Annotated in this window: 22 protein-coding genes and 1 riboswitch; of the genes, 11 read left to right on the forward strand and 11 right to left on the reverse strand. The window is 73.1% G+C overall.

The genetic code is table 11. The annotated features are described in order from the left end of the window. Positions 1-86: 86 nt before the first annotated feature. Positions 87-1,199: a hypothetical protein gene (locus ACFV2J_RS21910; protein WP_385092330.1), complete on the reverse strand. Its 1,113-nt coding sequence runs from the start codon at positions 1,197-1,199 to the stop codon at positions 87-89. Between the two features lie 624 nt (positions 1,200-1,823). On the opposite strand from ACFV2J_RS21910, the gene ACFV2J_RS21915 reads away from it, so the two are divergent. Both ACFV2J_RS21915 and ACFV2J_RS21920 read left to right on the forward strand, forming a co-directional pair. After that, the gene (locus tag ACFV2J_RS21915) at positions 1,824-4,433 is read left to right on the forward strand and encodes a helicase-associated domain-containing protein (protein ID WP_385087700.1); all 2,610 of its coding nucleotides are present in this window, start codon (positions 1,824-1,826) and stop codon (positions 4,431-4,433) included. Between the two features lie 57 nt (positions 4,434-4,490). Further along, on the forward strand, positions 4,491-6,134 hold the full coding sequence (locus ACFV2J_RS21920; RefSeq protein WP_385087702.1) for a DNA repair helicase XPB: 1,644 nt from the start codon (positions 4,491-4,493) through the stop codon (positions 6,132-6,134). Here the strand turns inward: ACFV2J_RS21920 and ACFV2J_RS21925 are convergent. Further along, complete coding sequence (locus ACFV2J_RS21925) at positions 6,092-7,411, reverse strand: glycosyltransferase 87 family protein (RefSeq protein WP_385087718.1); 1,320 nt, start codon at positions 7,409-7,411, stop codon at positions 6,092-6,094. The genes ACFV2J_RS21920 and ACFV2J_RS21925 overlap by 43 nt on opposite strands. 164 nt (positions 7,412-7,575) lie before the next feature. Next, positions 7,576-7,770 (reverse strand): hypothetical protein, encoded by a 195-nt coding sequence (locus ACFV2J_RS21930; RefSeq protein WP_356802157.1) that lies wholly within the window; start codon positions 7,768-7,770, stop codon positions 7,576-7,578. Positions 7,771-8,114: 344 nt separating this feature from the next. On the opposite strand from ACFV2J_RS21930, the gene ACFV2J_RS21935 reads away from it, so the two are divergent. Continuing rightward, positions 8,115-10,208, forward strand: a complete 2,094-nt coding sequence (locus ACFV2J_RS21935) for a HelD family protein (RefSeq protein ID WP_385087704.1) — start codon at positions 8,115-8,117, stop codon at positions 10,206-10,208. Between the two features lie 451 nt (positions 10,209-10,659). On the opposite strand, the gene ACFV2J_RS21940 is transcribed toward ACFV2J_RS21935, so the two are convergent. Further along, complete coding sequence (locus ACFV2J_RS21940; protein ID WP_385087706.1) at positions 10,660-11,355, reverse strand: copper homeostasis protein CutC; 696 nt, start codon at positions 11,353-11,355, stop codon at positions 10,660-10,662. Positions 11,356-11,500: 145 nt separating this feature from the next. On the opposite strand from ACFV2J_RS21940, the gene ACFV2J_RS21945 reads away from it, so the two are divergent. From ACFV2J_RS21945 to ACFV2J_RS21955, 3 genes are read left to right on the forward strand one after another with little or no spacing between them, the layout of a single operon-like run. Next, positions 11,501-12,166 (forward strand): hypothetical protein, encoded by a 666-nt coding sequence (locus tag ACFV2J_RS21945; RefSeq protein ID WP_385087708.1) that lies wholly within the window; start codon positions 11,501-11,503, stop codon positions 12,164-12,166. Between the two features lie 17 nt (positions 12,167-12,183). Further along, positions 12,184-13,389: a Cmx/CmrA family chloramphenicol efflux MFS transporter gene (locus tag ACFV2J_RS21950; protein ID WP_385087720.1), complete on the forward strand. Its 1,206-nt coding sequence runs from the start codon at positions 12,184-12,186 to the stop codon at positions 13,387-13,389. A gap of 20 nt (positions 13,390-13,409) precedes the next feature. Next, on the forward strand, positions 13,410-14,513 hold the full coding sequence (locus ACFV2J_RS21955; RefSeq protein ID WP_385440108.1) for a GNAT family N-acetyltransferase: 1,104 nt from the start codon (positions 13,410-13,412) through the stop codon (positions 14,511-14,513). 93 nt (positions 14,514-14,606) lie between these two features. On the opposite strand, the gene ACFV2J_RS21960 is transcribed toward ACFV2J_RS21955, so the two are convergent. Together ACFV2J_RS21960 and ACFV2J_RS21965 are read right to left on the reverse strand one after the other, a co-directional pair. After that, positions 14,607-14,873 carry a DUF4031 domain-containing protein gene (locus tag ACFV2J_RS21960; protein ID WP_385087722.1) on the reverse strand — a complete coding sequence of 89 codons (267 nt, stop codon included), beginning with the start codon at positions 14,871-14,873 and terminating at the stop codon, positions 14,607-14,609. Next, positions 14,870-15,265, reverse strand: coding sequence for a hypothetical protein (locus ACFV2J_RS21965; protein ID WP_385087710.1), 396 nt, complete (start codon positions 15,263-15,265; stop codon positions 14,870-14,872). The genes ACFV2J_RS21960 and ACFV2J_RS21965 overlap by 4 nt, the downstream gene beginning before the upstream one ends. A 55-nt stretch (positions 15,266-15,320) precedes the next feature. On the opposite strand from ACFV2J_RS21965, the gene ACFV2J_RS21970 reads away from it, so the two are divergent. The 3 genes from ACFV2J_RS21970 to ACFV2J_RS21980 all read left to right on the forward strand — a co-directional run bounded on the left by ACFV2J_RS21970 (position 15,321) and on the right by ACFV2J_RS21980 (position 17,991). Continuing rightward, positions 15,321-16,244, forward strand: a complete 924-nt coding sequence (locus ACFV2J_RS21970; RefSeq protein WP_385087712.1) for a MurR/RpiR family transcriptional regulator — start codon at positions 15,321-15,323, stop codon at positions 16,242-16,244. A gap of 153 nt (positions 16,245-16,397) precedes the next feature. After that, positions 16,398-17,345, forward strand: a complete 948-nt coding sequence (murQ, locus tag ACFV2J_RS21975) for an N-acetylmuramic acid 6-phosphate etherase (RefSeq protein ID WP_385087714.1) — start codon at positions 16,398-16,400, stop codon at positions 17,343-17,345. Positions 17,346-17,403: 58 nt separating this feature from the next. Then, on the forward strand, positions 17,404-17,991 hold the full coding sequence (locus ACFV2J_RS21980; protein WP_385087716.1) for a hypothetical protein: 588 nt from the start codon (positions 17,404-17,406) through the stop codon (positions 17,989-17,991). A 111-nt stretch (positions 17,992-18,102) separates the two neighbouring features. Here the strand turns inward: ACFV2J_RS21980 and ACFV2J_RS21985 are convergent, their stop codons facing one another. The 5 genes from ACFV2J_RS21985 to thrC form a co-directional block, all read right to left on the reverse strand. Further along, the gene (locus ACFV2J_RS21985; RefSeq protein WP_385440115.1) at positions 18,103-19,224 is read right to left on the reverse strand and encodes an NADH:flavin oxidoreductase; all 1,122 of its coding nucleotides are present in this window, start codon (positions 19,222-19,224) and stop codon (positions 18,103-18,105) included. A gap of 228 nt (positions 19,225-19,452) precedes the next feature. Further along, on the reverse strand, positions 19,453-21,075 hold the full coding sequence (gene groL / locus ACFV2J_RS21990) for a chaperonin GroEL (protein WP_385097198.1): 1,623 nt from the start codon (positions 21,073-21,075) through the stop codon (positions 19,453-19,455). Between the two features lie 388 nt (positions 21,076-21,463). Beyond that, positions 21,464-21,670, reverse strand: coding sequence for a cold-shock protein (locus tag ACFV2J_RS21995; protein ID WP_007493268.1), 207 nt, complete (start codon positions 21,668-21,670; stop codon positions 21,464-21,466). Positions 21,671-22,124: 454 nt separating this feature from the next. Beyond that, a complete protein-coding gene (locus ACFV2J_RS22000; RefSeq protein ID WP_168528719.1) occupies positions 22,125-22,400 on the reverse strand; it encodes a MoaD/ThiS family protein in 276 nt (91 codons plus the stop codon). Positions 22,401-22,523: 123 nt separating this feature from the next. After that, a complete protein-coding gene (gene thrC, locus ACFV2J_RS22005; protein ID WP_385096790.1) occupies positions 22,524-23,843 on the reverse strand; it encodes a threonine synthase in 1,320 nt (439 codons plus the stop codon). Positions 23,844-23,860: 17 nt separating this feature from the next. After that, positions 23,861-24,017, reverse strand: a riboswitch (SAM riboswitch). Positions 24,018-24,184: 167 nt separating this feature from the next. On the opposite strand from thrC, the gene ACFV2J_RS22010 reads away from it, so the two are divergent. Beyond that, on the forward strand, positions 24,185-25,129 hold the full coding sequence (locus ACFV2J_RS22010) for a glucosyl-3-phosphoglycerate synthase (protein ID WP_385096787.1): 945 nt from the start codon (positions 24,185-24,187) through the stop codon (positions 25,127-25,129). A gap of 126 nt (positions 25,130-25,255) precedes the next feature. Then, the gene (locus ACFV2J_RS22015; RefSeq protein ID WP_385096785.1) at positions 25,256-26,668 is read left to right on the forward strand and encodes a trehalose-6-phosphate synthase; all 1,413 of its coding nucleotides are present in this window, start codon (positions 25,256-25,258) and stop codon (positions 26,666-26,668) included. The last annotated feature ends 138 nt before the right edge of the window (positions 26,669-26,806 follow it).

Raw genomic sequence — 26,806 nt, forward strand, 5'->3', positions numbered from 1 at the left:
ATATGCATATGGACCATTGTGCCCAGGCGGCCGCGGGCCGGTCCGGGGGTGGTGCGGGGCGGCGCGGAGGCGCGGGGCGAGGCCCTTCAGCGGCGGCGCTGCGAGCGCCACACCAGGTACAGCGCCGAGGCGATCGCCGCGCCGCGCACCACCCACGGCCAGGTGTCGGCGAGCGCCTCGTCCATGTGCCCCTCGGCGATCGGCCGGCCCCAGCGACCGTCGGTACGGCCCCACAGCCAGACGATGCCGGCCACGGCCACCAGGCCCGGCATCCCGAGGACGGCCCACTTCGACTCGTGGGGGCTCAGACGGCGGGACCCGTAGGCGATGAGCCAGCCGAGCCCGAGCGCGAACCAGTTGCCGAGGGCGGCACCCGCGACGAGGAGGACGGCGGCGAGCAGGAGCAGGGGGTTGCTCCACGTACGGAGGCGGGGGAGCCGCGTCCGGGGGGTGCGGCCCTCGCCCTCGATGACGGGGACCGCCTTCTCGGCCTCGGGCTTCCTCGTCGCCGACACCGGTTTCGCCCGTGCGCTCCGCCACCGCCACGGTCTGGCCGATCGGGGTACGGGGTCCGCCTCTTCGCCGGGACCGGCGTCCGCCCCGGCACCGGAATCGGCATCGGCGTCGGCGTCGGCGTCAGCGTCAGCATCGGCCTTCCGGGGCCTGGGCGGTGGCTTGAGCAGCCCGGGGATCTCCACACCGCCGACGAAACCCGGCACGCTGTCCCCGGGTTCGAACGGGTCGCCGTCCACGCGCCACCAGTCCGTCGGGGCGGAGGCGTCGCCCGGTTCGTAGGAGCCGGCGTGGTCGGGCGGTGAGGGGTGGCCGCCGGTGGCGTCCTCGGTACCGTTCGCGTCGGAGGTGCGCCGCGGCCTCGGGACGACCTTGCGCAGGCCCTTCGGGCGGGCCTCCGGCTCACCGGCCCGCTGGGTGGGCACGGCGGCCCGGGTGCCGGCACCCGGCTCGGACGCGCCCGGCCGGGCCGACGTGACGATCTCGTCCGGTGTGCCCAGGCGGGAGAGGATGCGGCGGACGGCTGCCGGGTTGTCGACGGGGGCCTTCGACCGGCGGCGGTCGATCTCGTTGCGCAGCTCCGAGACGAGCCGCATACGGGTGGCCGAGGGCAGCTGGTGCTGCTGGGCCAGGTCCCCGACGCGGCTCAGATAGTCGAATACGAGCTGGTCGCTCTCAATCCCCACGAAGTCCCCTCCGGGGCGCGTGCGTTGGATACCCCGTGGCCACGACGGTACCGCGTCGGGGCCCGCTCCCGGGGGCCGCCCCCCCCGGACCCCCGCTCCGGCCTGAAGGGCCTTGTCCTCAAACGCCGGACGGGCTGAGGGTGCGGGCCCGCGCCGACAGGCTGACGCCCGGACTGTGGCCACCCAGCCAAGAGGCACATCTCCGGCCCGCCCCGCACCACCCAGCCCAGCCCGCACATCCAGCGCAGACCCTCACGTCCAGCCCGTCCGGCACCACCCGGCCCAGGCCCGCATGTCCAGCCCGTCCGGCACCACCCAGCCCAGCCCGCACATCCAGCGCAGGCCCGCACATCCAGCCCGTCCGGCACCACCCGGCCCAGGCCCGCATGTCCAGCCCGTCCGGCACCACCCAGCGCAGGCCCTCATGTCCAGCCCGTCCGGCACCGCTCAGCGCAGGCCCGCACCCTCAGCCCGTCCGGCGTTTGAGGACGAGCCCTTCGGGCGATGGCGGGGGTCCAGGGGGCGCAGCACCCCTGGCGGGGGTCCGGGGGCGGAGCCACCAGGGGCAAGATGAGAGGGGGAGGGTAGGAGCGGCGGACGCGAGGAACCACTACCGTTGAGCGGATGAGGACAGAGGCGCAGCGCGACCCGGACCCCGCCCCGGCGGGCACCCCCCCGCGCTCACTGGCGGAAGCCCTCCGCACGAGGGACGACACCTCCCTGTCGGCCCTCCTGCGCATCCGCCCGGATCTCATCACCCCCGTCCCCACCGACCTGACGCAACTCGCCACCCGCGCCGGCACCCGTGCCTCGGTCGTGCGGGCCCTGGAGCGCCTGGACCGGTTCGCCCTGCAGACGGCGGAGGCGCTGGCGGTGGCGTCGGATCCGGCGACGTACGACGAGCTCATGGGTCTGATGGCGGGCGACGACCGCGACCCGGCGGTCACGGCGGCGTTCCCGCACGCCCTCGCGACCCTGCGCGAGCAGGCCCTCGTCTGGGGCACCGACGACCGTCTCCGGCTGGTGCGCACGGCGCGCGAGTTGCTCGCCCCGGGCCCCCAGCACCCCTCCCCCACCGGCCTCGGCCCGACGGTCTCCGAGGCCACGGCCGGCATGTCCCCGGGACGCATCCAGGAGATCGTGGCCGCCTGCGGTCTGCCGACCACCCACGACTCCGTCTCCGCGGTGGCCTCGCTGACCGCCCTGTTCACCGACCGGAAGCGGATGTCGGCGCTGCTGGACACGGCGCCCGCCGAGTCGCCCGAGGTGCTGTCCCGGCTGGTGTGGGGGCCGCCGTTCGGTCAGGTGACGGCCGATCCGGCGCACCATCTGCGCTGGTTGATCGACCACGCGCTGCTGCTGCCGACGGCACCCGGCACGGTCGTCCTGCCCCGTGAGGTGGCCCTGCATCTGCGGGCGGGCCGCGCGCACCAGGAGACGGACCCGGTGGCACCGGCCCTCGAAGCGGCCCGGACGCACCGTCCGCAGATGGTGGACACGACGGCGGCGGGCCAGGCCTACACCGCGCTCGCCACCGTCGAGGAACTGCTCAAGGACTGGCACGAGGGCGGGCCGTCCGTGCTGCGCGCCGGCGGTCTGAGCGTGCGGGACCTGAAGCGGACCGCGGTGGCCCTGGACGTGGTGGAACCGGTGGCCGCGTTCTGGGTCGAGCTCGCCTACGCGGCCGGACTGCTGGCCGCGGACGGCGAGGCCGACGAGCGGTACGCGGCGACGCCGGGCTACGACGAGTGGCTGGAGCTGCCCGCCGGTGAGCGCTGGGCGCGGCTCGCCTCGGCGTGGCTGGCCGCGACCCGCACGGCCGGCCTGGTCGGCGGACGGGACACGAAGGACCGTACATTGTCGGCGCTGGGACCGGGCCTGGACCGCTCCGCGGCTCCCGAGGTCCGCCACCGTGTCCTCGCCCTCCTCGCCGGGCTCCCGGAGGGCTCCTCCGCCGTCCCGGACTCCGTCGTCGCCCGGCTCCACTGGGAGCGTCCCCCGCGCGGCCCCCGGACCACCGCCGGCGAGGACCTGCGCGGCCGGCTGGCCCGCTGGACCCTGTCGGAGGCTGAGCTGCTGGGGGTCACCGGCCGGGGCGCCCTGTCGGCACAGGGGCGGGCCCTGCTGGGGTTGCCGCCCGCGCCGGCCCACGACACCGCGCCGGGGCAGGTCGGCGCGGGTGCCGGAAGAGGCGCCGGGGCGGGTGCCAAGCTTCCCGTCCACAAGCACCACCGCGCCGCCGTCGAACCGGCCGCCCCCCTCCCCCGTACCCCGGCCGAACAGGCCGCCGCCGCCGCGCGGGCCGCCGGGATCCTGGGGCCGCTGCTCCCGGAGCCCCTGGACCACGTCCTGCTCCAGGCCGACCTGACGGCCGTCGCGCCGGGCCCCCTGGAACGCCCCCTGGCCGACACCCTCGGCGTGCTCGCGGACGTCGAGTCGAAGGGCGGGGCGACGGTCTACCGCTTCACCCCGGGGTCGGTACGGCGGGCCCTGGACGCCGGCCGTTCGGCCTCCGACCTGCACGCCTTCCTCGCGGCGCACTCCCGCACCCCCGTCCCGCAGCCCCTCACGTACCTGATCGACGACGTGGCCCGCAGGCACGGTCATCTGCGGATCGGCGCGGCGTCGGCGTACGTCCGCTGCGACGACGACGCCCTGCTGAACGAGATCCTCGCCGACAAGCGCTCCCAGGGGCTGCGGCTCAGACGCCTCGCGCCCACCGTGCTCGCCGCGCAGGCCGACCCGGCCGCCCTGCTGGAGGGCTTGCGCTCCATGGGGTTCGCACCGGCCGCCGAGTCCACCGAGGGCGATGTGCTGATCACCCGCGCGCACGCCCACCGCACCCCGCCGCGCTCCGCCCCCGACCCCGTCCCGGACGGGCCGCCGGTGCCCGACGCCACCCTCCTGGGCGCCGCGATCCGTGCCATCCGCGCCGGTGACCTGGCCTCCACGACCCCGCGCAAGGCGGCCCAGGCCGGTCTTCCGGGCACCGGTGAACTGCCCCGCACCAGCTCCGCCGAGACCCTCGCCACCATGCAGGCCGCCGTCATGACCGGTGGGACCGTGTGGATCGGGTACGTCAACGCCGAGGGCGCCGCCAGCCAGCGCGTGATCGCGCCGATCCGCGTCGAGGGCGGCTTCGTGACGGCGTACGACCACACGGCCGACGAGGTCCGCACCTATCCGCTGCACCGCGTCACGGGGGTCGCGGAACTGGCGGACGACCAGCAGTGATCACCGGTCCGTAAGGCACACTTGAGGTTTGGCCGTGCGGAAGGGATAGGTACGTACGTGAACGGTCCCCTCATCGTCCAGTCCGACAAGACCCTGCTCCTGGAGGTCGACCACGAGCAGGCCGACGCCTGTCGCCGGGTGATCGCCCCGTTCGCGGAACTGGAGCGGGCGCCCGAGCACATCCACACCTACCGGGTGACGCCGCTCGGACTGTGGAACGCGCGGGCCGCGGGCCACGACGCCGAACAGGTCGTCGACGCCCTCGTCGAATTCAGCCGCTACCCGGTGCCGCACGCGCTGCTCGTCGACATCGCCGAGACGATGGACCGCTACGGCCGGCTCACGCTCAGCAAGCACCCGGCGCACGGGCTCGTCCTGACCAGCACCGACCGGCCCGTCCTCGAAGAGGTGCTGCGGTCGAAGCGGATCGCGCCGCTGGTCGGCGCCCGGATCGACCCGGACACCGTGGCCGTGCACCCCTCCGAGCGCGGGCAGATCAAGCAGACGCTGCTGAAGCTGGGCTGGCCGGCCGAGGACCTCGCCGGGTACGTGGACGGCGAGGCGCACTCCATCGAGCTGGCCGAGGACGGGTGGGCGCTGCGGCCGTACCAGAAGCAGGCCGTGGAGAACTTCTGGCACGGCGGGTCCGGGGTCGTGGTGCTGCCCTGCGGTGCCGGCAAGACGCTCGTCGGCGCCGGGGCCATGGCGCAGGCCAAGGCCACCACCCTCATCCTCGTCACCAACACCGTCTCCGCCCGGCAGTGGAAGCACGAGCTGGTCAAGCGGACCTCGCTGACCGAGGACGAGATCGGCGAGTACAGCGGGACGCGCAAGGAGATCCGGCCGGTCACCATCGCGACCTACCAGGTGCTGACGACGAAGCGGAAGGGTGTCTACCCGCACCTCGAACTCTTCGACTCCCGTGACTGGGGCCTGATCGTCTACGACGAGGTGCACCTGCTGCCCGCGCCGGTCTTCAAGTTCACCGCCGATCTGCAGGCGCGGCGCCGGCTGGGCCTGACCGCCACCCTGGTCCGTGAGGACGGGCGCGAGTCGGACGTCTTCTCGCTCATCGGGCCGAAGCGGTTCGACGCGCCCTGGAAGGAGATCGAGGCGCAGGGTTACATCGCGCCCGCGGACTGCGTGGAGGTGCGGGTCAATCTGACCGACTCCGAGCGGCTCGCGTACGCGACCGCGGAGGCCGAGGAGAAGTACCGCTTCTGCGCGACGACCGCGACCAAGCGGAAGGTGACCGAGGCGCTGGTACGGAAGTTCGCCGGGCAGCAGATCCTGGTGATCGGCCAGTACATCGACCAGCTCGACGAACTGGGCGAGCACCTGGACGCGCCGGTCATCAAGGGCGAGACGAGCAACGCGCAGCGCGAGAAGCTGTTCGACGCGTTCCGTGAGGGCGAGATCAGCGTGCTGGTCGTGTCGAAGGTCGCCAACTTCTCCATCGACCTGCCGGAGGCGACCGTCGCCATCCAGGTGTCGGGCACCTTCGGCTCGCGCCAGGAGGAGGCCCAGCGGCTGGGACGGGTGCTGCGCCCGAAGGCCGACGGTCACCAGGCCCACTTCTACTCGGTCGTCGCCCGCGACACCATCGACCAGGACTTCGCGGCCCACCGGCAGCGGTTCCTGGCGGAGCAGGGGTACGCCTACCGGATCCTGGACGCGGACGAGCTGCTGACCGACAGCTGAGCCAGCACCAGCAGCCCCAGCAGGGCGTACGGGGACGCCAGCGGCTGCTGCCACCAGGGGAGGCGGAGGTCCAGGTCGCCCTGGTGCGGGATCAGCCAGAGGGTGCGGGCCGTGAAGACCGCGGCGACGGCGGCGGCCGGACGCGGTCCGTGTCCGGCGTACAGCACGGCGATCAGCGGCACGCACCACACCCAGTGGTGCGACCAGCTGATGGGTGAGACGAGCAGAGCCGTGAACGCGGTGCCGAGCACACCCCAGCGGTCAGGATGCGGACCGGCGGCCGGCCCGGGCCGGCCGGCGCGCGCGAGGACCGGGTCCGGGGCGTACGTCGTCGACGCGTGGAGGGTCGCGGAGGCGGGCGCGGTCATGGGGGCGGCCACGGTCGCCGGGGCCGGCGCGGAGGTGCGCGGGGCCCTCACGGGGCGCGGCGCCCGAGCGCCGTACGGGATCTTCCTGGCGTACGGGATCTTCCCGGCGGGCGGGCTCTTCGTGGCGGCGGTGCGGGTGCAGGACAGCCAGAGGCCCGCGCAGCCGACGACGGCGGCCGGCAGGACCCAGGCCGGGCCCGGGGACGGCTCTCCCAGCGCGCGGGCGATCAGCCCCTGGAGCGACTGGTTGTCGACGATCCACGGCTTGCCGACGCGGCCGGTCTCGTAGAGCCGCCGGGTCCAGAAGTCCACGCTCGCCGCGGGCAGCACGAGCGCGCCCAGCAGCACGGTCCCGGCGAAGGCGCCCGCGGCCGTGCCCGCCTCCCTCCGGCGGCCCGTGAACAGCAGATACGCGATGAACGCGACGGGCGTCAGTTTCACCCCGGCCGCGATCCCGAGCGCGACACCCCTGCCGGGGGCGCCGGGCGGCCGGGTCAGGTCCCACAGGACCAGACAGACGAGGGCGAGATTGATCTGGCCGAAAAGGACGCTCTGGAAGACGGGTTCGAGCCACAGGGTGAGCGCGGTGGCGGCGCAGACCGCGGGGAGCCGCGAGGAGAGGCCGGCGAGACGGCAGGAGAGCCTTACGAGCACCGCGAGCAGGACCGCGTTCCCGAGGACGAAGGCCACTTTCAGTGCGGGTGGAGCGAGCCAGGAGGCCGGGACGAAGAGGAGCGCCGCGAAGGGCGGGTACGTGGCGGGCAGCCGCCACTCGGTGACGGTGAACCCGTAGAGATCCGTGCCGTGCGCGACGGCCGCGCCCTCGGCCCGGTAGACGAGCGCGTCGGCCATGGGTGCGCGCTGGAGGACGCACAGCGCGGCGAAGGCGGCGAGGGAGACGGCGAGCAGGGCGGCCGCGGCGGCGGTCGTGAGCGGACGGCCGGCGGCTCCGGTGGGTGAGCGAGTGATCACGTTCCGCTGAAGCACGGAGTGACCCTAGTGCCGTGGCACTTCGCTCCGGCGTACGGCTCACCGCTGCGGGCGGGGCGTACGGCCGTGATGGTGGCCGCGGCTCAGTGGCGCCGTACGCCCGCCTCCTCGCCGTACTCGCCGAGGATGACCACGTCGACGGCCGCGCCCGCGAAGACCTTGACGGCGCGCAGGGCGTCGCCGAGGAGATGGCGGTGGTGGCCGACGGAGAAGGCGGTCGCGCCGCGGGCGGCGGGACCGTGCTGGGCTGGACCTGGGGTGAAAGTGGCTGCGCTCATGTATCCATCATGGGAGCCTCCGCCCCGTATGGCGTCGGTCCATGGACCGAACCTCGGCGGCCCCTCGTACACCCGCGGGCCTTCGGGTGTACGCCTCACGACGGACGGCGACCCCTAGGGACCAGGGGTCCGCGACCCTGACACCCGCGGACCCGCGCCCCCGCCGCCGTGGCACCCGCGTCCTTGAGCAGCGCGAAAACCGGTTGGCCCGCGCCCGCCCCCCTGACCTAGAATCTCCGCTCTTGCCCGCCTCCCTCGACGGAGTGCCGCCGCCCGGACGGAAACCGGCCGGCCCCAGGAACATCCAGGATCCAGTCACGCCGCAGGTCTCCGGAGGCAGCCCCGTGTCCACCCCGCCCGCCGACCCCCACGCCGACCCCACCGACCGCTCCGGCCGTGATCCGGACACCCCGGACGACCCCCTGCTGCGCGAGCGGACCCACCTCGGGGAGTCCCGGGCGGCGCTGCGCGCGATGCGCGAGGACGTGGAGAACCTCGACATCCGCGACGTCACCGCGAACTGGGTCAACGCCGCGGTGCTCCAGCGCCAGATGGACGAGCGGATCAGGGCCCTGGCCGATCTCAGCCACACCCCGCTGTTCTTCGGCCGTCTCGACTATCTGCACGCGCCCGGCGCCGACAGGGCGGAGGGCGCGGAGGGCGAGCGCTTCTACATCGGGCGGCGGCATGTGCACGACGCCGAGGGCGACCCGATGGTCATCGACTGGCGCGCCCCGGTGTCGCAGCCGTTCTACCGGGCCTCGAAGAAGGACCCGATGGACGTCGGGCTGCGCCGCCGCTTCGGGTACACCGGCGGCGACCTCACGGCGTACGAGGACGAGCACCTCTCCGATCCCTCCGAGACCGCGGCCACCAGCAAGCTGCTCCAGCAGGAGATCGAGCGGCCGCGTGTCGGCCCGATGCGCGACATCGTGGCGACCATCCAGCCCGAGCAGGACGAGATCGTCCGCAGCGGGCTGAGCGGCAGCGTGTGCGTGCAGGGGGGTCCCGGCACCGGGAAGACCGCTGTCGGCCTGCACCGCGTCGCCTATCTCCTCTACGCCCACCGGGAGCGGCTGGCCCGCACCGGCACCCTCGTCATCGGGCCGAACAAGTCGTTCCTGCACTACATCGAGCAGGTGCTGCCCGCCCTGGGCGAACTGGAGGTCAAGCAGGCCACGGTCGACGACCTCGTCGCCCATGTGGAGGTGCGCGGCGCCGACACGGCCACCGCGGCCGTCATCAAGGGCGACGCCCGGATGGCCGAGGTGCTGCGGCGCGCGGTCCGCGCCCATGTGACCCCGCCGGACGAGCCGGTCGTCGTGGTGCGCGGCTCCCGGCGCTGGCGGGTTCCGGTGTACGAACTGGAGCAGATCGTCCGGGAGTTGCTGGACCGCGACATCCGGTACGGCGCCGCCCGCGAGGCTCTTCCGCAGCGGATCGCGCACGCCGTGCTGGTGCAGATGGAGCGGGCCGGGGAGGCACCGGACGACCGGGTGCAGGACGCCGTCGCCCGCAACAGCGCGGTGAAGGCGGCGGTCAAGGCGATCTGGCCGCCCGTCGACCCGGCCCGGCTGGTCCTGCGGCTGCTCAGCGACGCGGACTTCCTCGCCGCGCACTCCGAAGGTGTCCTCGACGAGGACGAGCGCAAGGAGATCCTCTGGGCGAGGCCGGCCCGGTCCCTGAAGGCCGCCAAGTGGTCGCCGGCGGACACCGTGCTGATCGACGAGGCGACCGACCTCGTCCAGCGCACGCACTCCCTCGGACACGTGGTGCTCGACGAGGCGCAGGACCTCTCCCCGATGCAGTACCGCGCCGTGGGCCGCCGCTGCACGACGGGCTCGGCGACCGTGCTGGGCGACCTCGCGCAGGGCACCACCCCCTGGGCGACCCGGAGCTGGGGCGAGGCGCTCGCCCATCTCGGCAAGGAGGAGGCCGTCGTCGAGGAGCTGACGGCGGGTTTCCGTGTCCCCACCGACGTCATCACCTACGCCTCCCGGCTGCTGCCGCACATCGCGCCGGGGCTGACCCCGGTGGCGTCGGTCCGCGAGAACCCGGGCTTCTTCGAACTGCGCGCCACCGGTACCGATCCCGAAGTGGTCGACGCCTGCCGGGAGTTGCTGCGCCAGGAGGGCTCGGTCGGGCTCATCGCCGCCGACGCCCGCGTGGCGGTGCTCGCCGAGGCGCTGACCGCCGCCGGTCTGACGTACCTCGGTCCGGGCGAGGAGACCACCCCGGACACCCGGCTGACGCTCGTCCCCGCCTCCCTGGCCAAGGGCCTGGAGTACGACTACGTGGTCCTGGACGAGCCGCGGGCCGTGGTCGACGGCGAACCGGACGAGCGGACCGGGCTGCGCCGTCTGTACGTGGCGCTGACCCGCGCGGTCTCGGGACTGATCGTGACCCACGCGGCGCCGCTGCCGCCCCAACTGGGTTAGTCCGGGGGCCACGGGAACGGGGCGGCCCGCCCTGTCCGCGGTGCACGGCATCAGCGAGGACGGCGGACCCGGAAGCCGGAACGGCGAACCCGAGAACGAGGGCGGCGGACCCGAGAACGGCGACGGCGGGCTCGGAAGCAGGAGAACTCCGTGGCGGGGCTCCGGAAAGGCACGGCTTCGCGGCGGTGCTGCTCCGGAACGGCGCGGCTCCGGATCGGCGGGGCTCCGGAACGGCGGGGCGGGTGTCCGGGAGCCGTCCCCGTCCCGCCCCCGCCCCCGCCCCCGCCCCCGTCCCCGTCCCCGCCCGCGGCCCGGCCCGGGACCGGCCGCACAGGCGGCCGTCGCTCGCGGAGGAACTGGTGGCCGGGGCGCCGCGGGCCCCTGCGCGTCCGACGCCGGCCGGGAGAACCGGCCCCCCTGCGCGTCCGACGCCGGCCGGGCGAACCCGCCGCTACGCGTCCAGCAGCGTCCGCCACTGCCGTACCGCGTCCGCCGACACCGGCCCGGCCCAGCCGCCCGGCCGGGCCGCGCCACCGATGTGGAAGGCGTCGACACCCGCGGCGCGCAGCCGGGGCACGTGGTCGAGGCGCAGGCCGCCGCCGACCATGACACGCGGCCCGTAGCCGGGCTCACCGCCGCGGGCGGTCTCGGCGAGGAGGGTGGGGAACCCGTCGTCCACGCCGTCCGGTGAACCCGCCGTCAGATAGGCGTCGAGGCCCGGCAGGTCGGCGAGCTGTTTGCGCAGGGAGTCGCGGTCGGCGGCGCGGTCGATGGCGCGGTGGAAGGTCCAGGGGCAGCCGTCCAGTTCGCCGACGATCCGCTCGACGGCGGACAGGTCGGGTCCGCCGTGCTCGTCGAGGAACCCGAGGACGAACTCGTCGGCCCCGGCGGTCCGCATCCGGCCCGCCACGCGGACGAGCGCGTCGACGTCCCCGGCCGCGAAGCCGTCGGCCAGCCTGAGCATCACGCGCAGCGAGATGTCGACGGCGGCACGGATCCCGGCGAAGGTCTCCACCGCCGGGGTCAGCCCGTCGGCGGCCATGTCGGTGACCAGCTCCAGCCGGTCCGCGCCTCCGTCCCGGGCGGCGACCGCGTCCTCCACACCGAGGGCGATCACCTCCAGGACTGCACGCCTGCGCTCACTCATAGGACCTCTTCCCTCGGACGGCTACTACAGGTCTAGTCCAATCCCAAGCGTACGCCGGGAACAGCCGCCGCCGCGAGAAGATCCCCCCGAGGGTGTCCGCGCCCGCACCCTGTGGTCCGCCGCCCCGGCGCGGGAGAATGCGCGCATGCCCGACCTCGACGCGCTGCGCGCCCGCTGGACCCATGCCCTGGAAGGGGCCCGCCCGCCCGGCGGGCCCGACCCGGCCCCGTACGCGGACAATCTCCTCGCCCGCTGGCAGGAGCCGCAGCGCCGGTACCACTCCGTCGCGCATCTCACGGCGGTCCTCGACCACATCGATCTGCTGGAGAAGCACGCGGACGATCCGGACCTGGTGCGGCTGGCCGCCTGGTTCCACGACGCCGTCTACCACCCCGACCGCTCCGAGAACGAGGAACGCTCCGCCCGTCTCGCCGAACGCGCCCTCGCCGAACTGGGCGGCGACGACCCGCGCACGCGGGAGGTCGCCCGCCTCGTCCGCCTCACCGTCACCCACGACCCCGCCCCCGAGGACCGCAACGGCGCCGTCCTCTGCGACGCGGACCTCGCCGTCCTGGCCTCGCCGCCGGACGCCTACGCCGCCTACGCCGCCGCGGTCCGCGAGGAGTACGCCTTCGTCCCGGACGAGGCCTTCCGCGCGGGCCGGGCCGCCTTGCTGCGCGAACTCCTGGACCTGCCACGGCTGTTCCGCACGCCGTACGGGCGGCGGGAGTGGGAGGAACGGGCCCGGCGCAACGTCGGGCACGAACTGGACCGGCTGGACCCGGCCGCGCCCGGCGGGGCCGGCGCATGAGCGGCGCGCGCACCCGGATGCCCCTCGCCGTCCACATCCTCGCCCTCTCCGTCTTCGCCCTCGGGACCAGCGAGTTCATGCTCTCGGGGCTGCTGCCGCCGATAGCCGACGACATGGGCGTCACGATCCCGCGGGCGGGGCTGCTGATATCGGCGTTCGCCGTCGGGATGGTCGTCGGGGCGCCGCTGCTCGCCGTGGCCACCCTGCGGCTGCCGCGCCGCACCACCCTCGTCGCCCTCATCGCCGTCTTCGGTCTGGGGCAGGTCGCGGGGGCGCTCGCCCCGACGTACACCGTGCTCTTCGCCTCCCGCGTGGTCAGCGCGCTGGCCTGTGCGGGTTTCTGGGCGGTGGGTGCGGCGGTGGCGGTGGCGATGGTCCCGCGAACGGCCCGGGCCCGCGCGCTCTCGGTGATGATCGGCGGACTCTCCATCGCGAACGTCCTGGGCGTCCCGGCCGGCGCGTTCCTCGGGGAGCACCTGGGCTGGCGCTCCGCGTTCTGGGCCGTCGGCGCCGCCTCGGCGATCGCCCTGGTCGGCGTCGTCACCCTGATCCCCCGCATCCCGCCGCCCGCAGAGAGACCGCGGCTGCGGCAGGAGGTGGTCATCTACCGCGACCCGCAGGTCTGGCTCGCCGTCACCGTCGTGATGCTCTCCGCGGGCGGCGTCTTCTGCGCGTTCAGCTATCTCTCGCCGCTGCTCACCGACGTCGCCGGGCTCGACGGCGGCTGGGTGCCCAGCGTCCTGGCACTGTTCGGGGTCGGCGCGTTCGTCGGTACGACGATCGGCGGCCGGATCGCCGACGCCCACCTGTTCGGGGTGCTCCTCACCGGTATCGCCGCCTCCGCCTCCGTCCTCGTCGCGCTCGCCCTGCTCGGGCAGTACGCGGTCGCGGCCGTCACCCTCTCCTTCCTGCTCGGCGTCTCCTGCTTCGGCACCGCCCCGGCGCTCAACGCCCGGCTGTTCGACCTCGCCGGCGCCGCTCCCACCCTGGCCGGCGCCACCACCACGGCCGCCTTCAACCTCGGCAACGCCGGGGGCCCCTGGGCCGGCGGCGCGGTCATCGACGCGGGCTTCGGGTACGCCGCGACGGCCTGGGCGGGCGCCGCGATGACGGTGGCCGGGATGGCCGTGGCGGCGGTCTCGCTGCGGCTGCACCGGCGGGGCGGGCCGTCCCGTGTGGTGGCGGCCGGCAACGCGAACAATCCGGTACGCACCCAGGCTTGAGCGCGCCTATCCTCACCCGCATGCGAGACATGGGTGGGGACCGGGTGGAGGAAGCCGTCACCGGGGCCGTGGCACTGCTGCGGACGGTGACCGGACGGGACTGGGACGGGGTCCGGGCGGGCCGTCTGGAGTGGAGCTGCCGCAGGACGGCCGAGCACATCGCGTCCGACCTCATCGCGTACGCGGGCCAGTTGGCGGGCCGCGCGACCGAGGCCTATCTGCCCTTCGAGATCGTCATGGACGACGGCACCGACGCGGCGGCCGTCGTCGACGTGATCGAGGCGACCGGCGCCCTGCTCGCCGCCGCCGTCCGCACGGCACCGCGCGAGCTGCGCGCCTTCCACCCGTACCCGTTCCGCAGCGCCGACCGCGAGGGCTTCGCCGCGATGGGCGTCACCGAGGTGCTGGTGCACACGCACGACATCGCCCAGGGGCTGGGGGTCGCCTACGAGCCCCCGGCCGAGCTCTGCGAGGACGTCCTCGCCCGGATCTTCCCGCAGGTACGGCCCGGCGCCGCCCCCTGGCCCACCCTGCTGTGGGCGACCGGCCGCGGCGAACTGCCGGACCGCGCCCCGCTCACCGAGTGGCGCTGGAACAACAACCTGGTGATCGAGGCAGAACGGCTCACCCTGTGGGGCGTCACGCCCGCGGCCGCCGCCGATCTGCTCGCGGGCGGCACGGGCGGCTTCCGGTGGATCGAGGGCGGCCCCTTCGAGGGCACCCGGGACGCCGCCGGGATGCTCGTGAAGGGGTACGAGGCCGGCGTGCACCGCCCGGAGTGGGGCATGTTCGTGCTCGTCCGGACCGCGGACGGCCTGGCCGTCGGCGCCCTGGGCTTCCACGGCGCACCCGACGAGGAGGGCCGCGCCGAGGTCGGCTACGACCTCGCGGAGAACGCCCGCGGCCACGGCTACGCGACCGAGGCGCTCGGCGCCCTCGCCGCCCGGTACCTCGCCCGCGAGGACGTCAAGGTCCTCTTCGCGGTCATAGACCGGGACAACGCCGCCTCCCAACGGGTCGTCGCACGGGCCGGTTTCACCCGGGTGAGCGAGGACGCCGACCAGTACGCCTACGAACTGGCGGGCCCCGACCCGGCCCTTCGGGTCTACGCCCGCGAGGGCTGACCCGCGTCCGCGGGCGCCGTCCGCGTCATGGCGTACGACGGGACCGGGCGCCGCGGACGGGCCGGCGGCACGCCCGGGGGCCGGACCCTGTCCTCACCCACCGGCGTGCTTGCGCCGCCGCAGTCCCGCCCCGTACAGCAGCCGCACCACCTCGCGGCTGCCGACCTCCACCGCCCCGGCGCGCACGGCGTCCGCGTAGCGGTGGGCCGGGAGGTCGTAGTGATCACGCTCGAAAGCGCGCGACGGGACGCCGAGGCCGGCCGCGAACCGGTGCAGTTCCTCGTACGACAGGTCGCTGATCAGGTGGGACCACAGGCGGCCGTGGCCCGGCCAGTCGGGAGGGTCGATGTAGACGGTCACGAGGACGGGAGGTCGCCGGTGGCCGAGCCGAGGGTGCCCACCGACGCGACCTTCACCCCGGCCTTGTGGCACACCCAGTGCGGGTCGGGCCCCAACTCGGGCTCCACGTCGAGCGCGTGCGGGTCGCCGGAACCGCAGACCGGGCACAGCGGCCACCGTCCGTACCGCTCCAGGAGCGCGTCCTGGACGTCCTGGGCGACCAGCCCGGCGACATAACCGACGCCCTCCGGCCACTGCTCGACCCACCAGCGGCGCTGCACCACCGAGTCCTCGACGAGCGAGACGACGTCCGCCTCCGCCACCTCCCCGGCGACCAGGTCGGCCAGGACGAGGGCGCGAGCCGCGTGCAACGCCTGCTCCAAGGGGCTGATGGGATCACTGTGGGGGGGCATGCACCCATTGTGCGCACTCTTGACCGGATACCCCAGCAGAAAATATCTTTCAGAGGTGACCCAAGAAGTGAAGGAAATTTTCGCCGGTGAGGCTCCGCCCGCCCCGGCCGCCCTCGCGGCCAAGGTGCGGACGCTGGCCCCGTCGATGACCCGCTCCATGCAACGGGTCGCCGAGGCCGTCGCCGCGGACCCGGCCGGCTGCGCGTCCCTCACGGTCACCGGCCTCGCCGAGCTCACCGGCACCAGCGAGGCGACGGTCGTGCGCACCGCCCGCCTCCTGGGCTACCCCGGCTACCGCGACCTGCGCCTCGCGCTCGCGGGCCTCGCCGCCCAGCAGCAGTCGGGCCGCGCCCCCGCGGTCACCGCCGACATAGCGGTCGACGACCCGATCGCCGACGTCGTCGCCAAGCTCGCCTACGACGAGCAGCAGACCCTCGCCGACACCGCGGCCGGGCTCGACACGGTCCAGCTCGGCGCGGCCGTCACCGCGCTCGCCGCCGCCCGCCGCGTCGACATCTACGGGGTCGGCGCGTCCGGCCTCGTCGCCCAGGACCTCGCCCAGAAACTCCTGCGCATCGGGCTGATAGCCCACCCGCACAGCGACCCGCACCTCGCGGTCACCAACGCGGTGCAACTGCGCGCCAAGGACGTGGCCGTCGCGATCACCCACTCCGGCTCCACCGGCGACGTCATCGAGCCGCTGCGCGTCGCCTTCGAGCGCGGGGCGACCACGATCGCGATCACCGGCCGCCCGGACGGACCCGTGACGCAGTACGCGGACCACATCCTCACCACCTCCACGGCCCGCGAGAGCGAGCTGCGCCCCGCGGCGATGTCCTCGCGCACCAGCCAGCTGCTGGTGGTCGACTGCCTGTTCGTGGGGGTCGCGCAACGGACGTACGAGACGGCGGCGCCCGCGCTGGCCGCGTCGTACGAGGCGCTGGCGCACCGGCACACCCCCCGGAGGCGTGCGAGGTAGCGCGCCGCCGCGGGCCGGGAGAGGCCCGCGGCCGTACGAGAATCCCCGGCCGTTCCCGGCCGGCCCGCCCACGCGGCCCGGCCGCACGAGTCACCGCCCAGCGCCCCGAGAGGGCACACCCTTGTCACCCCGCACCGGAAAGAGCCGCTCCACATGACCTCCACCGCCGACGCCTCCTCCAACCACCGCGATCTGCGTGCCGAGCTGGAGACGCTGACCACCGAGGCGTTCCGCCCCGAACTCTCCGAGATCGACCGGCTGCCGACGCTGGAGATCGCGAAGCTCATGAACGCCGAGGACGCGACCGTGCCGGCGGCCGTCGCGGAGCGGCTCCCCCTCATCGCCGCCGCGATCGACGACATCGCGGAGCGGATGTCCCGCGGCGGGCGGCTGATCTACGCGGGCGCGGGCACCGCGGGCCGCCTCGGCATCCTGGACGCCTCCGAGTGCCCGCCCACCTTCAACACCGACCCGTCCGAGGTCGTGGGCCTGATCGCGGGCGGCCCCGGCGCCATGGTCACCTCGGTCGAGGGCGCCGAGGACTCCAAGGAGCTGGCGGCGGCCGACCTGGACGCGCTCGCCCTGACCCCCGACGACACGGTGGTCGGCATCTCCGCCTCCGGCCGCACCCCGTACGCCGTCGGCGCCGTCGAACACGCCCGCGCACGCGGCGCGTTGACCATCGGCCTGTCCTGCAACGCGCACAGCGCGCTCGCGGCCGCCGCCGAGCACGGCATCGAGATCGTCGTCGGCCCGGAGCTGCTGACGGGCTCCACCCGGCTGAAGGCGGGCACGGCCCAGAAGCTCGTCCTCAACATGTTCTCGACGATCACGATGATCCGGCTCGGCAAGACGTACGGGAACCTGATGGTCGACGTCCGCGCCTCGAACGAGAAGCTCCGCGCCCGCTCCCGGCGCATCGTCGCGCTGGCGACCGGCGCCTCGGACGACGAGATCGAGCAAGCCCTCACGGCCACCGACGGAGAGGTGAAGAACGCCGTCCTCGCCCTCCTCGGCGGCGTGGACGGACCGACGGCGGCCCGCCTCCTGGCGGAGAGCGACGGCCATCTGCGCGCGGCACTCGCGGCGGCACCCCGCTGAACGGCACCCGTTCCACAGGCCTTGCCGGGTTGTCGGCGGGGCGTGGCAGGGTGGACGCATGAACCACGCACAGCTGACCGCCCTCGGCCGGGCCCTGCGCGTCCTCGGCGAGCACGGGGACGCGCTGAACGCCGACATGCCCGACGCGAAGCTGCACGAGGTCAAGGCCGACCTCAAGCGGGCCCTGGACCTGCTGGAGGAGACGGTCACCACGGCGGTGCCCACGACCCGCTGCGCCGAGCACCCGAACGGCCCGGTGGACGAGGGCGCCGCCGACCGCTGCCTGCTCTGCGAGACCCGCCGTCGCGCCGCCCGCCGCACCGAGGTCAACGACGCCTACGCGCACGCCCGCCCCACCGGCCCGGACGAGTCCCCCGAGCGCACGATGTCCCGGTACGGAGTGCGCGCCGACCGCCCCCAGCCCCAGCAGCGCTGGCTCCCGGAGGTGTGGACGGGGCAGGTCTGGGCGCTGTGCGGCACCCCGCGCCGCGACCGCCAGGAGGCGGAGCGCTATCTCGCCGCGGAGCGCCGCACCCCCCGGCCGGGAATGGCCTACCGCCTGGTCCACGAGTTCACGGACTACGAGGTGCTGCGCATCTGGGGCACCCCGGTCAAGGTCGACATCGAACCGATGGGGAACCTGTAGCCCCGACCCCGGGCCGCCGGGCCCGCCGGCCGTACGGAGGCGGGCCCTCCCGGTCCCGGGCGCTCCCGTCGCCGGGCAGGCGCCGTGCGCCGGCCCGGGACCGGGCAGGGGTCAGCTGAGCGTCCGCAGCGCCGCCGGGTCGTACGACTTGAGCTCGTCGAAGCGGCCGGCCAGGACCTTCGCCGCCCACTCGGGGTCCTGGAGCAGCGCGCGGCCGACGGCGACGAGGTCGAACTCGTCGCGCTCCAGGCGGTCGAGGAGGTCGTCGATGCCCCGCACGGAGGATCCCTCGCCCTGGAAGGCCTTCAGGAACTCGCCGTCCAGGCCGACCGAGCCGACGCTGATGACCGGCTTGCCCGTCAGCTTCTTCGTCCAGCCCGCCAGGTTGAGGTCGGAACCGTCGAACTCGGGGAGCCAGTAGCGGCGGGTGGAGGCGTGGAAGACGTCCACACCGGCCTCGGCCAGCGGGGTCAGGATGGCCTCCAGCTCCTCCGGGGTCTCGGCAAGCCGGGCGTCGTACGCCTGCTGCTTCCACTGCGAGTAGCGGAAGATGACCGGGAACTCCGGCGAGACGGCGTCGCGGACCGCGGCCGCGATCTCCGCCGAGAACCTGGCCCGGGCCACCGGGTCGCCGCCGTACGCGTCGGTGCGGCGGTTGGTGCCCGACCACAGGAACTGGTCGAGCAGGTAGCCGTGGGCGCCGTGCAGCTCGACACCGTCGAAACCTATGCGCTCGGCGTCGGCCGCCGCCTTCGCGAACGCCTCGACGACGTCGTCCAGGTCCTGCTGGGTCATGGCCTTGCCGGTGACCTCGGCACCCTCGCCGGTGAGACCGGAAGGCCCGACGGCCGGGGCGTCGGCGAACGGCGGCTGGCCCGCCTCACGCACCATGCCGATGTGCCACAGCTGGGGCACGATCGTGCCGCCCGCCGCGTGCACCGCGTCCGCGACCTTCGTCCAGCCGGCGAGCTGCTCCTCGCCGTGGAAGCGCGGGACACGGTCGCTCTGCCCGGCCGACTCGTGGCCGACGTACGTGCCCTCGGTGACGATGAGGCCGACGCCCGCGGCGGCGCGGCGGGCGTAGTACCCGACGACGTCCTCGCCCGGAACACCGCCCGGCGAGAACTGCCGGGTCATCGGTGCCATCACGATCCGGTTCGGAACGGTCAGGCCGTTCAGGGAGACGGGGCGGGACAGGATGTCGGCGGCGCGGGAGGCGGCGTTGGCAGTCACGTACGGAGCTCCTCGGAGAGGTCGGTCGGTCAGCGGGCGGACGACTGACGGGCATTCCACACGGTATGTGCATGCGCATCAACCGCCCGTCCCCTCAACCGCCGGAGCCGGTGTGGCATTCCGGGGCTCCGCGGGCCTTTCTGTGACCCCGGACACGCCCGAGGGCGGTACCCCTGGAAGAAGGGGTACCGCCCTCGGAACGTAAGGACAGTGAGCGACCGGAGTCGATCAGAAGTCCATGTCACCGCCCGGCATGCCGCCCGGAGCGGCCGCGGCGGCCTTCTCCGGCTTGTCGGCGATGACGGCCTCGGTGGTGAGGAACAGCGCGGCGATGGAGGCGGCGTTCTGCAGGGCAGAGCGCGTGACCTTCGCCGGGTCGATGATGCCTTCGGCGATCATGTCGACGTACTCACCGGTCGCGGCATTGAGGCCGTGGCCGACGGGCAGGTTGCGCACCTTCTCGACGATGACGCCACCCTCGAGACCACCGTTGACGGCGATCTGCTTGAGCGGGGCCTCCAGCGCGAGCTTCACGGCGTTGGCGCCGGTCGCCTCGTCACCCGTCAGCTCGAGCTTCTCGAAGACCGAGGAAGCCTGGAGCAGGGCCACGCCACCACCGGCGACGATGCCCTCCTCGACGGCCGCCTTCGCGTTGCGGACGGCGTCCTCGATGCGGTGCTTGCGCTCCTTGAGCTCGACCTCGGTGGCGGCACCGGCCTTGATGACGGCCACGCCGCCGGCCAGCTTCGCCAGGCGCTCCTGGAGCTTCTCGCGGTCGTAGTCCGAGTCCGAGTTCTCGATCTCGGCACGGATCTGGTTGACCCGGCCGGCGACCTGGTCGGCGGAGCCGGAGCCGTCGACGATCGTGGTCTCGTCCTTGGTGATGACGACCTTGCGGGCGCGACCGAGCAGGTCGATCCCGGCGTTCTCCAGCTTGAGGCCGACCTCCTCGGAGATGACCTCGCCGCCCGTGAGGATGGCGATGTCGCCGAGCATGGCCTTGCGGCGGTCACCGAAGCCCGGAGCCTTGACGGCGACGGACTTGAAGGTGCCACGGATCTTGTTGACGACCAGGGTCGACAGGGCCTCGCCCTCGACGTCCTCGGCGATGATCAGCAGCGGCTTGCCCGACTGCATGACCTTCTCCAGGAGCGGGAGCAGGTCCTTGACGTTGCCGATCTTGGAGTTGGCGATGAGGATGTAGGGGTCGTCGAGCGACGCCTCCATCCGCTCCATGTCGGTGGCGAAGTACGCCGAGATGTAGCCCTTGTCGAAGCGCATACCCTCGGTGAGCTCCAGCTCCAGACCGAAGGTCTGGGACTCCTCGACGGTGATGACGCCTTCCTTGCCGACCTTGTCCATCGCCTCGGCGATGAGCTCGCCGATCTGGGTGTCGGCGGCGGAGATGGAGGCCGTGGAAGCGATCTGCTCCTTGGTCTCGACATCCTTGGCCTGCTCGAGCAGGGCACCGGAGACGGCCTCGACGGCCTTCTCGATACCGCGCTTGAGGGCCATCGGGTTGGCGCCGGCGGCCACGTTGCGCAGGCCCTCGCGGACGAGCGCCTGGGCGAGCACGGTCGCGGTGGTCGTTCCGTCGCCGGCGACGTCGTCCGTCTTCTTGGCGACTTCCTTGACCAGCTCGGCGCCGATCTTCTCGTACGGGTCCTCGAGCTCGATCTCCTTGGCGATGGAAACACCATCGTTGGTGATCGTGGGGGCGCCCCACTTCTTCTCGAGGACGACGTTGCGGCCCTTGGGGCCAAGGGTGACCTTGACGGCGTCGGCGAGCTGGTTCATCCCGCGCTCGAGACCGCGCCGTGCCTCCTCGTCGAACGCGATGATCTTGGCCATGTGAAGTGGTCCTCCCGGACTGGGGTGGATTGCTCCGGACCGCGCTGGCGCCCGCGACGGACGGCCTGCCTGCCCCGTGGTTCCTTGCACCACCTGGCCTGCGGGCCTCACCGACCCGGTCCTTCGTTATCACTCTCACCTTCAGAGTGCTAACGCAATGATTAGCACTCGCCCCTGCCGAGTGCAAGCGACTCGGGAGGATCCCCAGCTGGACGAGGGCGGGCCGGCCACCTCCGTAGGGGGTCGCGCGGACGCTCCGGCGGGGTCGCGCGCGGGTCCTCGGGAGGGCTCACGGACGGCCCCCGCCGGTTCACGGACATACCGAAGGGCCCGCACCCCAGAGGGATACGAGCCCTTCGTCACGTCGAACAGTCAGTCGGCGCGTGCTTCAGCCGGTCGCGAGCCGGACCATGTCCGCCTGCGGCCCCTTCTGGCCCTGCGAGATCTCGAAATCGACCCGCTGACCCTCTTCCAGGGTGCGGTAGCCGTCCATCTGAATCGCGCTGTAGTGGACGAAAACATCCGCACCACCGTCGACCGCGATGAAGCCGTACCCCTTCTCCGCGTTGAACCACTTGACGGTGCCCTGAGCCATGCCTAACTCCCCTATTACTGGCCCTTGCACAGGACCGCACTTCGCGGGCCCGGGTCAGACCTCCACCCCCCAACGGATTGGGGGTGTGCGCCGGAACGCGTCGACCGCGGCTGAATGTATCTGCCCAACTGCCGTCTGCAACAGGTCAATCGGACGAGAATTCTGGGCACGCCCGATCGGGAATATAGGGAGAATTCGCGAAGATTTAGGGCAACTCGGGCCCCATAAAGGCCGCATAAGGCTCAAAAGCGCCGGGCACTTTGGCCATTTCTTGTCGCGGGCCGGGCGTGCACTCATATGCACCCGGCATGGATAAGGCGGCGGGTTCCCCAACTGTACCCCGCTCAACCATACAGAATTGCCCCCTCCGCTTCTCTCACGGAGGGGGCAATTCGATGAACTCTCGGTGATTGGCATTACCCACGGTAATGATCTCACCGTGGGTAACCGCGCCTCAGCCTCCGGCGACGGCGGGGATGATCGAGACGCCCGCGCCGTCCGGCGTCGCCGTCTCCAGGCCCTGCTCGAAGCGGACGTCGTCGTCGTTGACGTACACGTTGACGAACCGGCGCAGCTTGCCCTCGTCGTCCAGCACCCGCGCGGCGATGCCCGTGTGGTTCTTCTCCAGGTCGGAGATCACCTCGCCGAGGGTCCCGCCCTCGGCGGTCACCTCGGACCGGCCACCGGTGTAGGTGCGCAGGATGGTGGGGATGCGGACGTTGACGCTCATGCGGTGACCTCCCGGTCGGATGGTGGCGTACGGCTGGGGAGCGCCCGGCGGGGGCGCGCGGAACTGCGTGGCCGGCCCCCACGGGCGGCCCGCGGCCGGGGAACGGCCTCCCCGGCCGGGCGGCTACGCGAGGCCGGCCTCGCGGAAGGAGTCCAGGCTGGGGCGGATGGTCGCGGTCAGTCCCGTGCCGGCCACCGCGTCCAGCGTCTTGAGGCCGTCCCCGGTGTTCAGCACGACCGTGGTGAGCGTCGGGTCGAGCAGCCCGTTCTCGATGAGCTTCCTGGTCACGCCCACCGTCACACCGCCGGCGGTCTCCGCGAAGATCCCCTCGGTGCGCGCCAGCAGCTTGATCGCGTCGACCACCTGCTCGTCGTTCACGTCCTCCACGGCCCCGCCCGTCCGCCGCGCGATGTCCAGCACGTACGGGCCGTCCGCGGGGTTGCCGATGGCGAGCGACTTGGCGATGGTGTCCGGCTTCTGCGGCCGTACGACGTCGTGGCCGGCCTTGTAGGCGACGGACACCGGTGAACAGCCCTCGGCCTGCGCGCCGAAGATCTTGTAGGGCTTGTCCTCGACGAGGCCGAGCTTGATCAGCTCCTGGAGCCCCTTGTCGACCTTGGTCAGCTGGGACCCGGAGGCGATCGGGACGACGAGCTGGTCGGGCAGCTGCCAGCCGAGCTGCTCGCAGATCTCGTACGCGAGGGTCTTGGACCCCTCCGCGTAGTACGGGCGCAGGTTGACGTTGACGAAGCCCCAGCCCTCACCGGCCGGGTCGCCGATCAGCTCGGAGCAGAAGCGGTTCACGTCGTCGTAGTTGCCCTCGATACCGACGAGCTCGCCGCCGTAGACCGCGGCCATGACGACCTTGCCCTGCTCCAGGTCGTGCGGGATGAACACGCAGGAGCGGAAACCGGCACGGGCCGCGGCCGCGCCCACCGCGCCGGCGAGGTTGCCGGTGGAGGAGCAGGAGAGGGTGGTGAAGCCGAAGGCGCGGGCGGCCTCGATGGCCTGGGCGACGACGCGGTCCTTGAAGGAGTGCGTCGGGTTGCCGGAGTCGTCCTTGACGAAGAGCCTGCCCGGGTCGACACCCAGCTCGCGGGCGAGGTTGTCGGCCTTGACGAGCCTGGTCCAGCCCGGGTTGATGTTCGGCTTGTCGGCGACGTCGGCCGGGACGGGCAGCAGCGGCGCGTAACGCCAGATGTTCGCGGGGCCCGCCTCGATGCGTGCCCGGAGTTCTTCGGTGTCGTAGGCCGAGAAGTCGTAGGCGATCTCCAGCGGTCCGAAACACTCCTCGCAGGCGAAGACCGGGCCGAGCGGCACCCGGTGGCCGCACTCGCGGCAGGAGAGCGCCGCGGCGGGACCCAGATCGACGGAGCCGGTGGACGTGGCGGGATTCGCGGAGGTCGCGGTGTCCGCGGTGCTTGCAACAGTCTGCGCAGCCATGGAGGCGAGGCCCTTTCTCCTCATCTTCCTCACGGCGCACTTCGCCGTGAGACGGATTTGGCACCTTCCCGAGCCGGGAGCCCCGCGACGCGATCGGCGATGATCGGTACGAGACCGGCTGGAGGGTTGCCGGGGCTTCATCGGGCCGTATCCCTCTGCCCCTCTGGATGAGCGGTATTCGGTTGTTGGTCTTCAGTCCGGGATGATCTACGACATGCGATGGTCATCCGCGTTGTTCAAGACTGTAACCGAAGGCCAGGACAGTTGAGATAGTCGTCCGAACCGCGAGATGGATCACACCGTGAGACATCGGGTGATCAGACAGTGAGGAGCCGCAGACTGTGCTGAAGGAAGTCGAGCGCTGGCTGAACACACGCTCCTGGTCCGTGGCCGACCGCCCGCTCCACAGAATCATGTCCGCCAAGCGCGCCTCGGGCTCCACGGTGAGCGTCGTGCTGCCCGCGCTGAACGAGGAGGAGACGGTCGGCGAGATCGTCGCCGTCATCCGCGACGACCTGATGCGCCGGGTGCCCCTGGTCGACGAGATCGTCGTCGTCGACTCGGGCTCGACCGACCGCACCTCGCAGGTGGCCGCCGCGGCGGGCGCGCGGGTCGTGCACCGGGACGAGATCCTGCCCCGCATCCCGGCCGTGCCCGGCAAGGGCGAGGTCCTGTGGCGGTCGCTCCTGGTGACGAGCGGGGACATCGTCTGTTTCATCGACGCGGACCTGAGGGAGTTCTCGTCGGACTTCGTCTCCGGGATCGTGGGCCCGTTGCTCACCGAGCCGGGCGTGGACCTCGTCAAGGGGATGTACGACCGTCCGCTGGCCGGCGCGGCGGGCCAGGGCGGCCGCGTCACGGAGCTCATGGCCCGCCCACTGCTGAACATGCACTGGCCCCAGCTGGCCGGTTTCGTCCAGCCGCTCGGCGGTGAGTACGCGGCCCGCCGCTCGCTGCTGGAACAGCTGCCCTTCCCCGTCGGCTACGGCGTCGAACTGGGCATGCTCGTCGATGCCCTGCACCTGGTGGGCCTCGACGCGCTCGCCCAGGTCGACGTGGGCGAGCGCAAGCACCGCCACCAGGACGGGCAGGCGCTGGGCCGGATGTCCGCCGCGATCTACCGCACGGCGCAGCTCCGGCTGGCCCGCGGTCACCTCATCCGGCCGTCCCTGACCCAGTTCGAGCGGGGCGAGGACGGTTTCGAGCCGCGCACGTACTCGGTGGACACGGAGGAACGCCCCCCGATGGCCGAAATCTCCGAGTACGTCGAGCGCCGGGCCGCGTGAACCGCGTCCCCGGTGAGGGAGCGGCGGGCGGCACGACCGGCCCCTCCGCCCACCGGTGCGTGTCCTTCGTCGCATACGGCCGACGGGAACGTTTGAGCGTTTCCGTGCCGGGCTAGGTTTCGAGGCATGGCTTCATCGGCTTCATCGCACGGCGCCCACCGGATCCTCGTCGCGTCCAACCGCGGCCCGGTCTCCTACCAGGTGCTTGAGGACGGCTCCCTCCAGGCCCGGCGCGGCGGGGGCGGGCTGGTCTCGGGCCTCTCCGCGATCGGGCCGGACGCGGGGGCCCTGTGGGTGTGCTCGGCGCTCGGCGAGGGTGACCGCGAGGCGGTCCGGCGCGGAGTGGGCGAGGACGGCGTGCGGATGCTGGACATCGACGCCGCGGTGCACGCGGACGCGTACAACGGCATCGCGAACTCCGTGCTCTGGTTCGTCCACCACATGCTGTACCAGACGCCGTTGGAGCCGGTCTTCGACCAGGAGTTCCGGCGCCAGTGGGCGTCCTACGAGGCCTACAACCAGGCGTTCGCGCGGGCCCTGGCGGACGAGGCGGCCGAGGGCGCCGTGGTGATCGTGCAGGACTACCACCTGACCCTGGTCCCGGGCATGCTCCGGGACCTCCGCCCCGACCTGCGCATCGGCCACTTCTCCCACACCCCGTGGGCGCCGGTCGACTACTTCCGCATGCTGCCCGACGACATCGCCGAGCAGGTGCTGCGCGGCATGCTCGGCGCGGACCGGCTGGGCTTCCTGACGCACCGCTGGGCGGACGCGTTCACCGCCTGCTGCGAGGCGCTCGTCGGCGGGCTCGGCGGCACCCGGATCGGCGTGCACGGGCTCGGCGCGGACGCGGACTTCCTGCGCGGGCGCTCCCACGAGGCGGACGTCGCCGAGCGGATGACCGCGCTGCGCGAGCAGATCGGCGAGGGCCCCGACGGCCGCGCCCGCAGGGCGATCGTGCGGGTCGACCGCACCGAACTGTCGAAGAACATCGTGCGGGGCCTGCTGGCCTACCGGCGGCTCCTGGAGGACCGGCCGGAGTGGCGCGAGCGGATCGTCCACGTGGCCTTCGCCTATCCCTCCCGCCAGGACCTGGCGGTCTACCGGGACTACACGGCCGCCGTGCAGACCCTGGCGGACGAGATCAACTCCGAGTACGGGACGCCGGGTTGGACCCCGGTCGTGCTCCACGTCAAGGACGACTTCGCCCGCTCGCTGGCCGCCTACCGCCTTGCCGACGTCGCTCTCGTCAACCCCATCCGGGACGGTATGAACCTCGTCGCCAAGGAGGTGCCCGTCGTCTCCGACGAGGGGTGCGTGCTGGTGCTGTCCCGGGAGGCCGGGGCGTACGAGGAGCTGGGCGAGGACGCGGTCGTCGTGAACCCGTACGACGTGGTGGGCACCGCGCGGGCGCTGCACGAGGCGCTGTCCCTGTCGGCCGGTGAGCGGGCCGAACGCACGAAGCGGCTCGCCGCGGCGGCGACGGCGCTGCCTCCGGCGCAGTGGTTCCTGGAGCAGTTGCGCGCGCTGGAGGAGTGAGGCCGTGGGGGGCGCCCCCGCCCCCCCGCTGCGCGGCGGCGGCGAGATCGCGTACACGCGGGGGTCACCCCCCCTCCACCCGGTGGGGGGGGGCCCCGCCCCGGGCCCCCCCCCCGGCGGGGCCCCCCCCCCCCCCCC

This window comes from Streptomyces sp. NPDC059668 (assembly GCF_042734135.1).
In the GTDB taxonomy this organism is placed as follows: domain Bacteria; phylum Actinomycetota; class Actinomycetes; order Streptomycetales; family Streptomycetaceae; genus Streptomyces.

Coding starts and splice junctions, on each gene's coding strand:
- ACFV2J_RS21980 (WP_385087716.1), top strand. CDS start 17,404: ATGAACCACGCACAGCTGACCGCCCTCGGCCGGGCCCTGCGCGTCCTC.
- murQ (WP_385087714.1), top strand. CDS start 16,398: ATGACCTCCACCGCCGACGCCTCCTCCAACCACCGCGATCTGCGTGCC.
- ACFV2J_RS22000 (WP_168528719.1), bottom strand. CDS start 22,400: ATGAGCGTCAACGTCCGCATCCCCACCATCCTGCGCACCTACACCGGT.
- ACFV2J_RS21915 (WP_385087700.1), top strand. CDS start 1,824: ATGAGGACAGAGGCGCAGCGCGACCCGGACCCCGCCCCGGCGGGCACC.
- ACFV2J_RS21965 (WP_385087710.1), bottom strand. CDS start 15,265: ATGCCCCCCCACAGTGATCCCATCAGCCCCTTGGAGCAGGCGTTGCAC.
- ACFV2J_RS21995 (WP_007493268.1), bottom strand. CDS start 21,670: ATGGCTCAGGGCACCGTCAAGTGGTTCAACGCGGAGAAGGGGTACGGC.
- thrC (WP_385096790.1), bottom strand. CDS start 23,843: ATGGCTGCGCAGACTGTTGCAAGCACCGCGGACACCGCGACCTCCGCG.
- groL (WP_385097198.1), bottom strand. CDS start 21,075: ATGGCCAAGATCATCGCGTTCGACGAGGAGGCACGGCGCGGTCTCGAG.
- ACFV2J_RS21950 (WP_385087720.1), top strand. CDS start 12,184: ATGCCCCTCGCCGTCCACATCCTCGCCCTCTCCGTCTTCGCCCTCGGG.
- ACFV2J_RS22015 (WP_385096785.1), top strand. CDS start 25,256: ATGGCTTCATCGGCTTCATCGCACGGCGCCCACCGGATCCTCGTCGCG.
- ACFV2J_RS21930 (WP_356802157.1), bottom strand. CDS start 7,770: ATGAGCGCAGCCACTTTCACCCCAGGTCCAGCCCAGCACGGTCCCGCC.
- ACFV2J_RS21955 (WP_385440108.1), top strand. CDS start 13,410: ATGCGAGACATGGGTGGGGACCGGGTGGAGGAAGCCGTCACCGGGGCC.
- ACFV2J_RS21940 (WP_385087706.1), bottom strand. CDS start 11,355: ATGAGTGAGCGCAGGCGTGCAGTCCTGGAGGTGATCGCCCTCGGTGTG.
- ACFV2J_RS21945 (WP_385087708.1), top strand. CDS start 11,501: ATGCCCGACCTCGACGCGCTGCGCGCCCGCTGGACCCATGCCCTGGAA.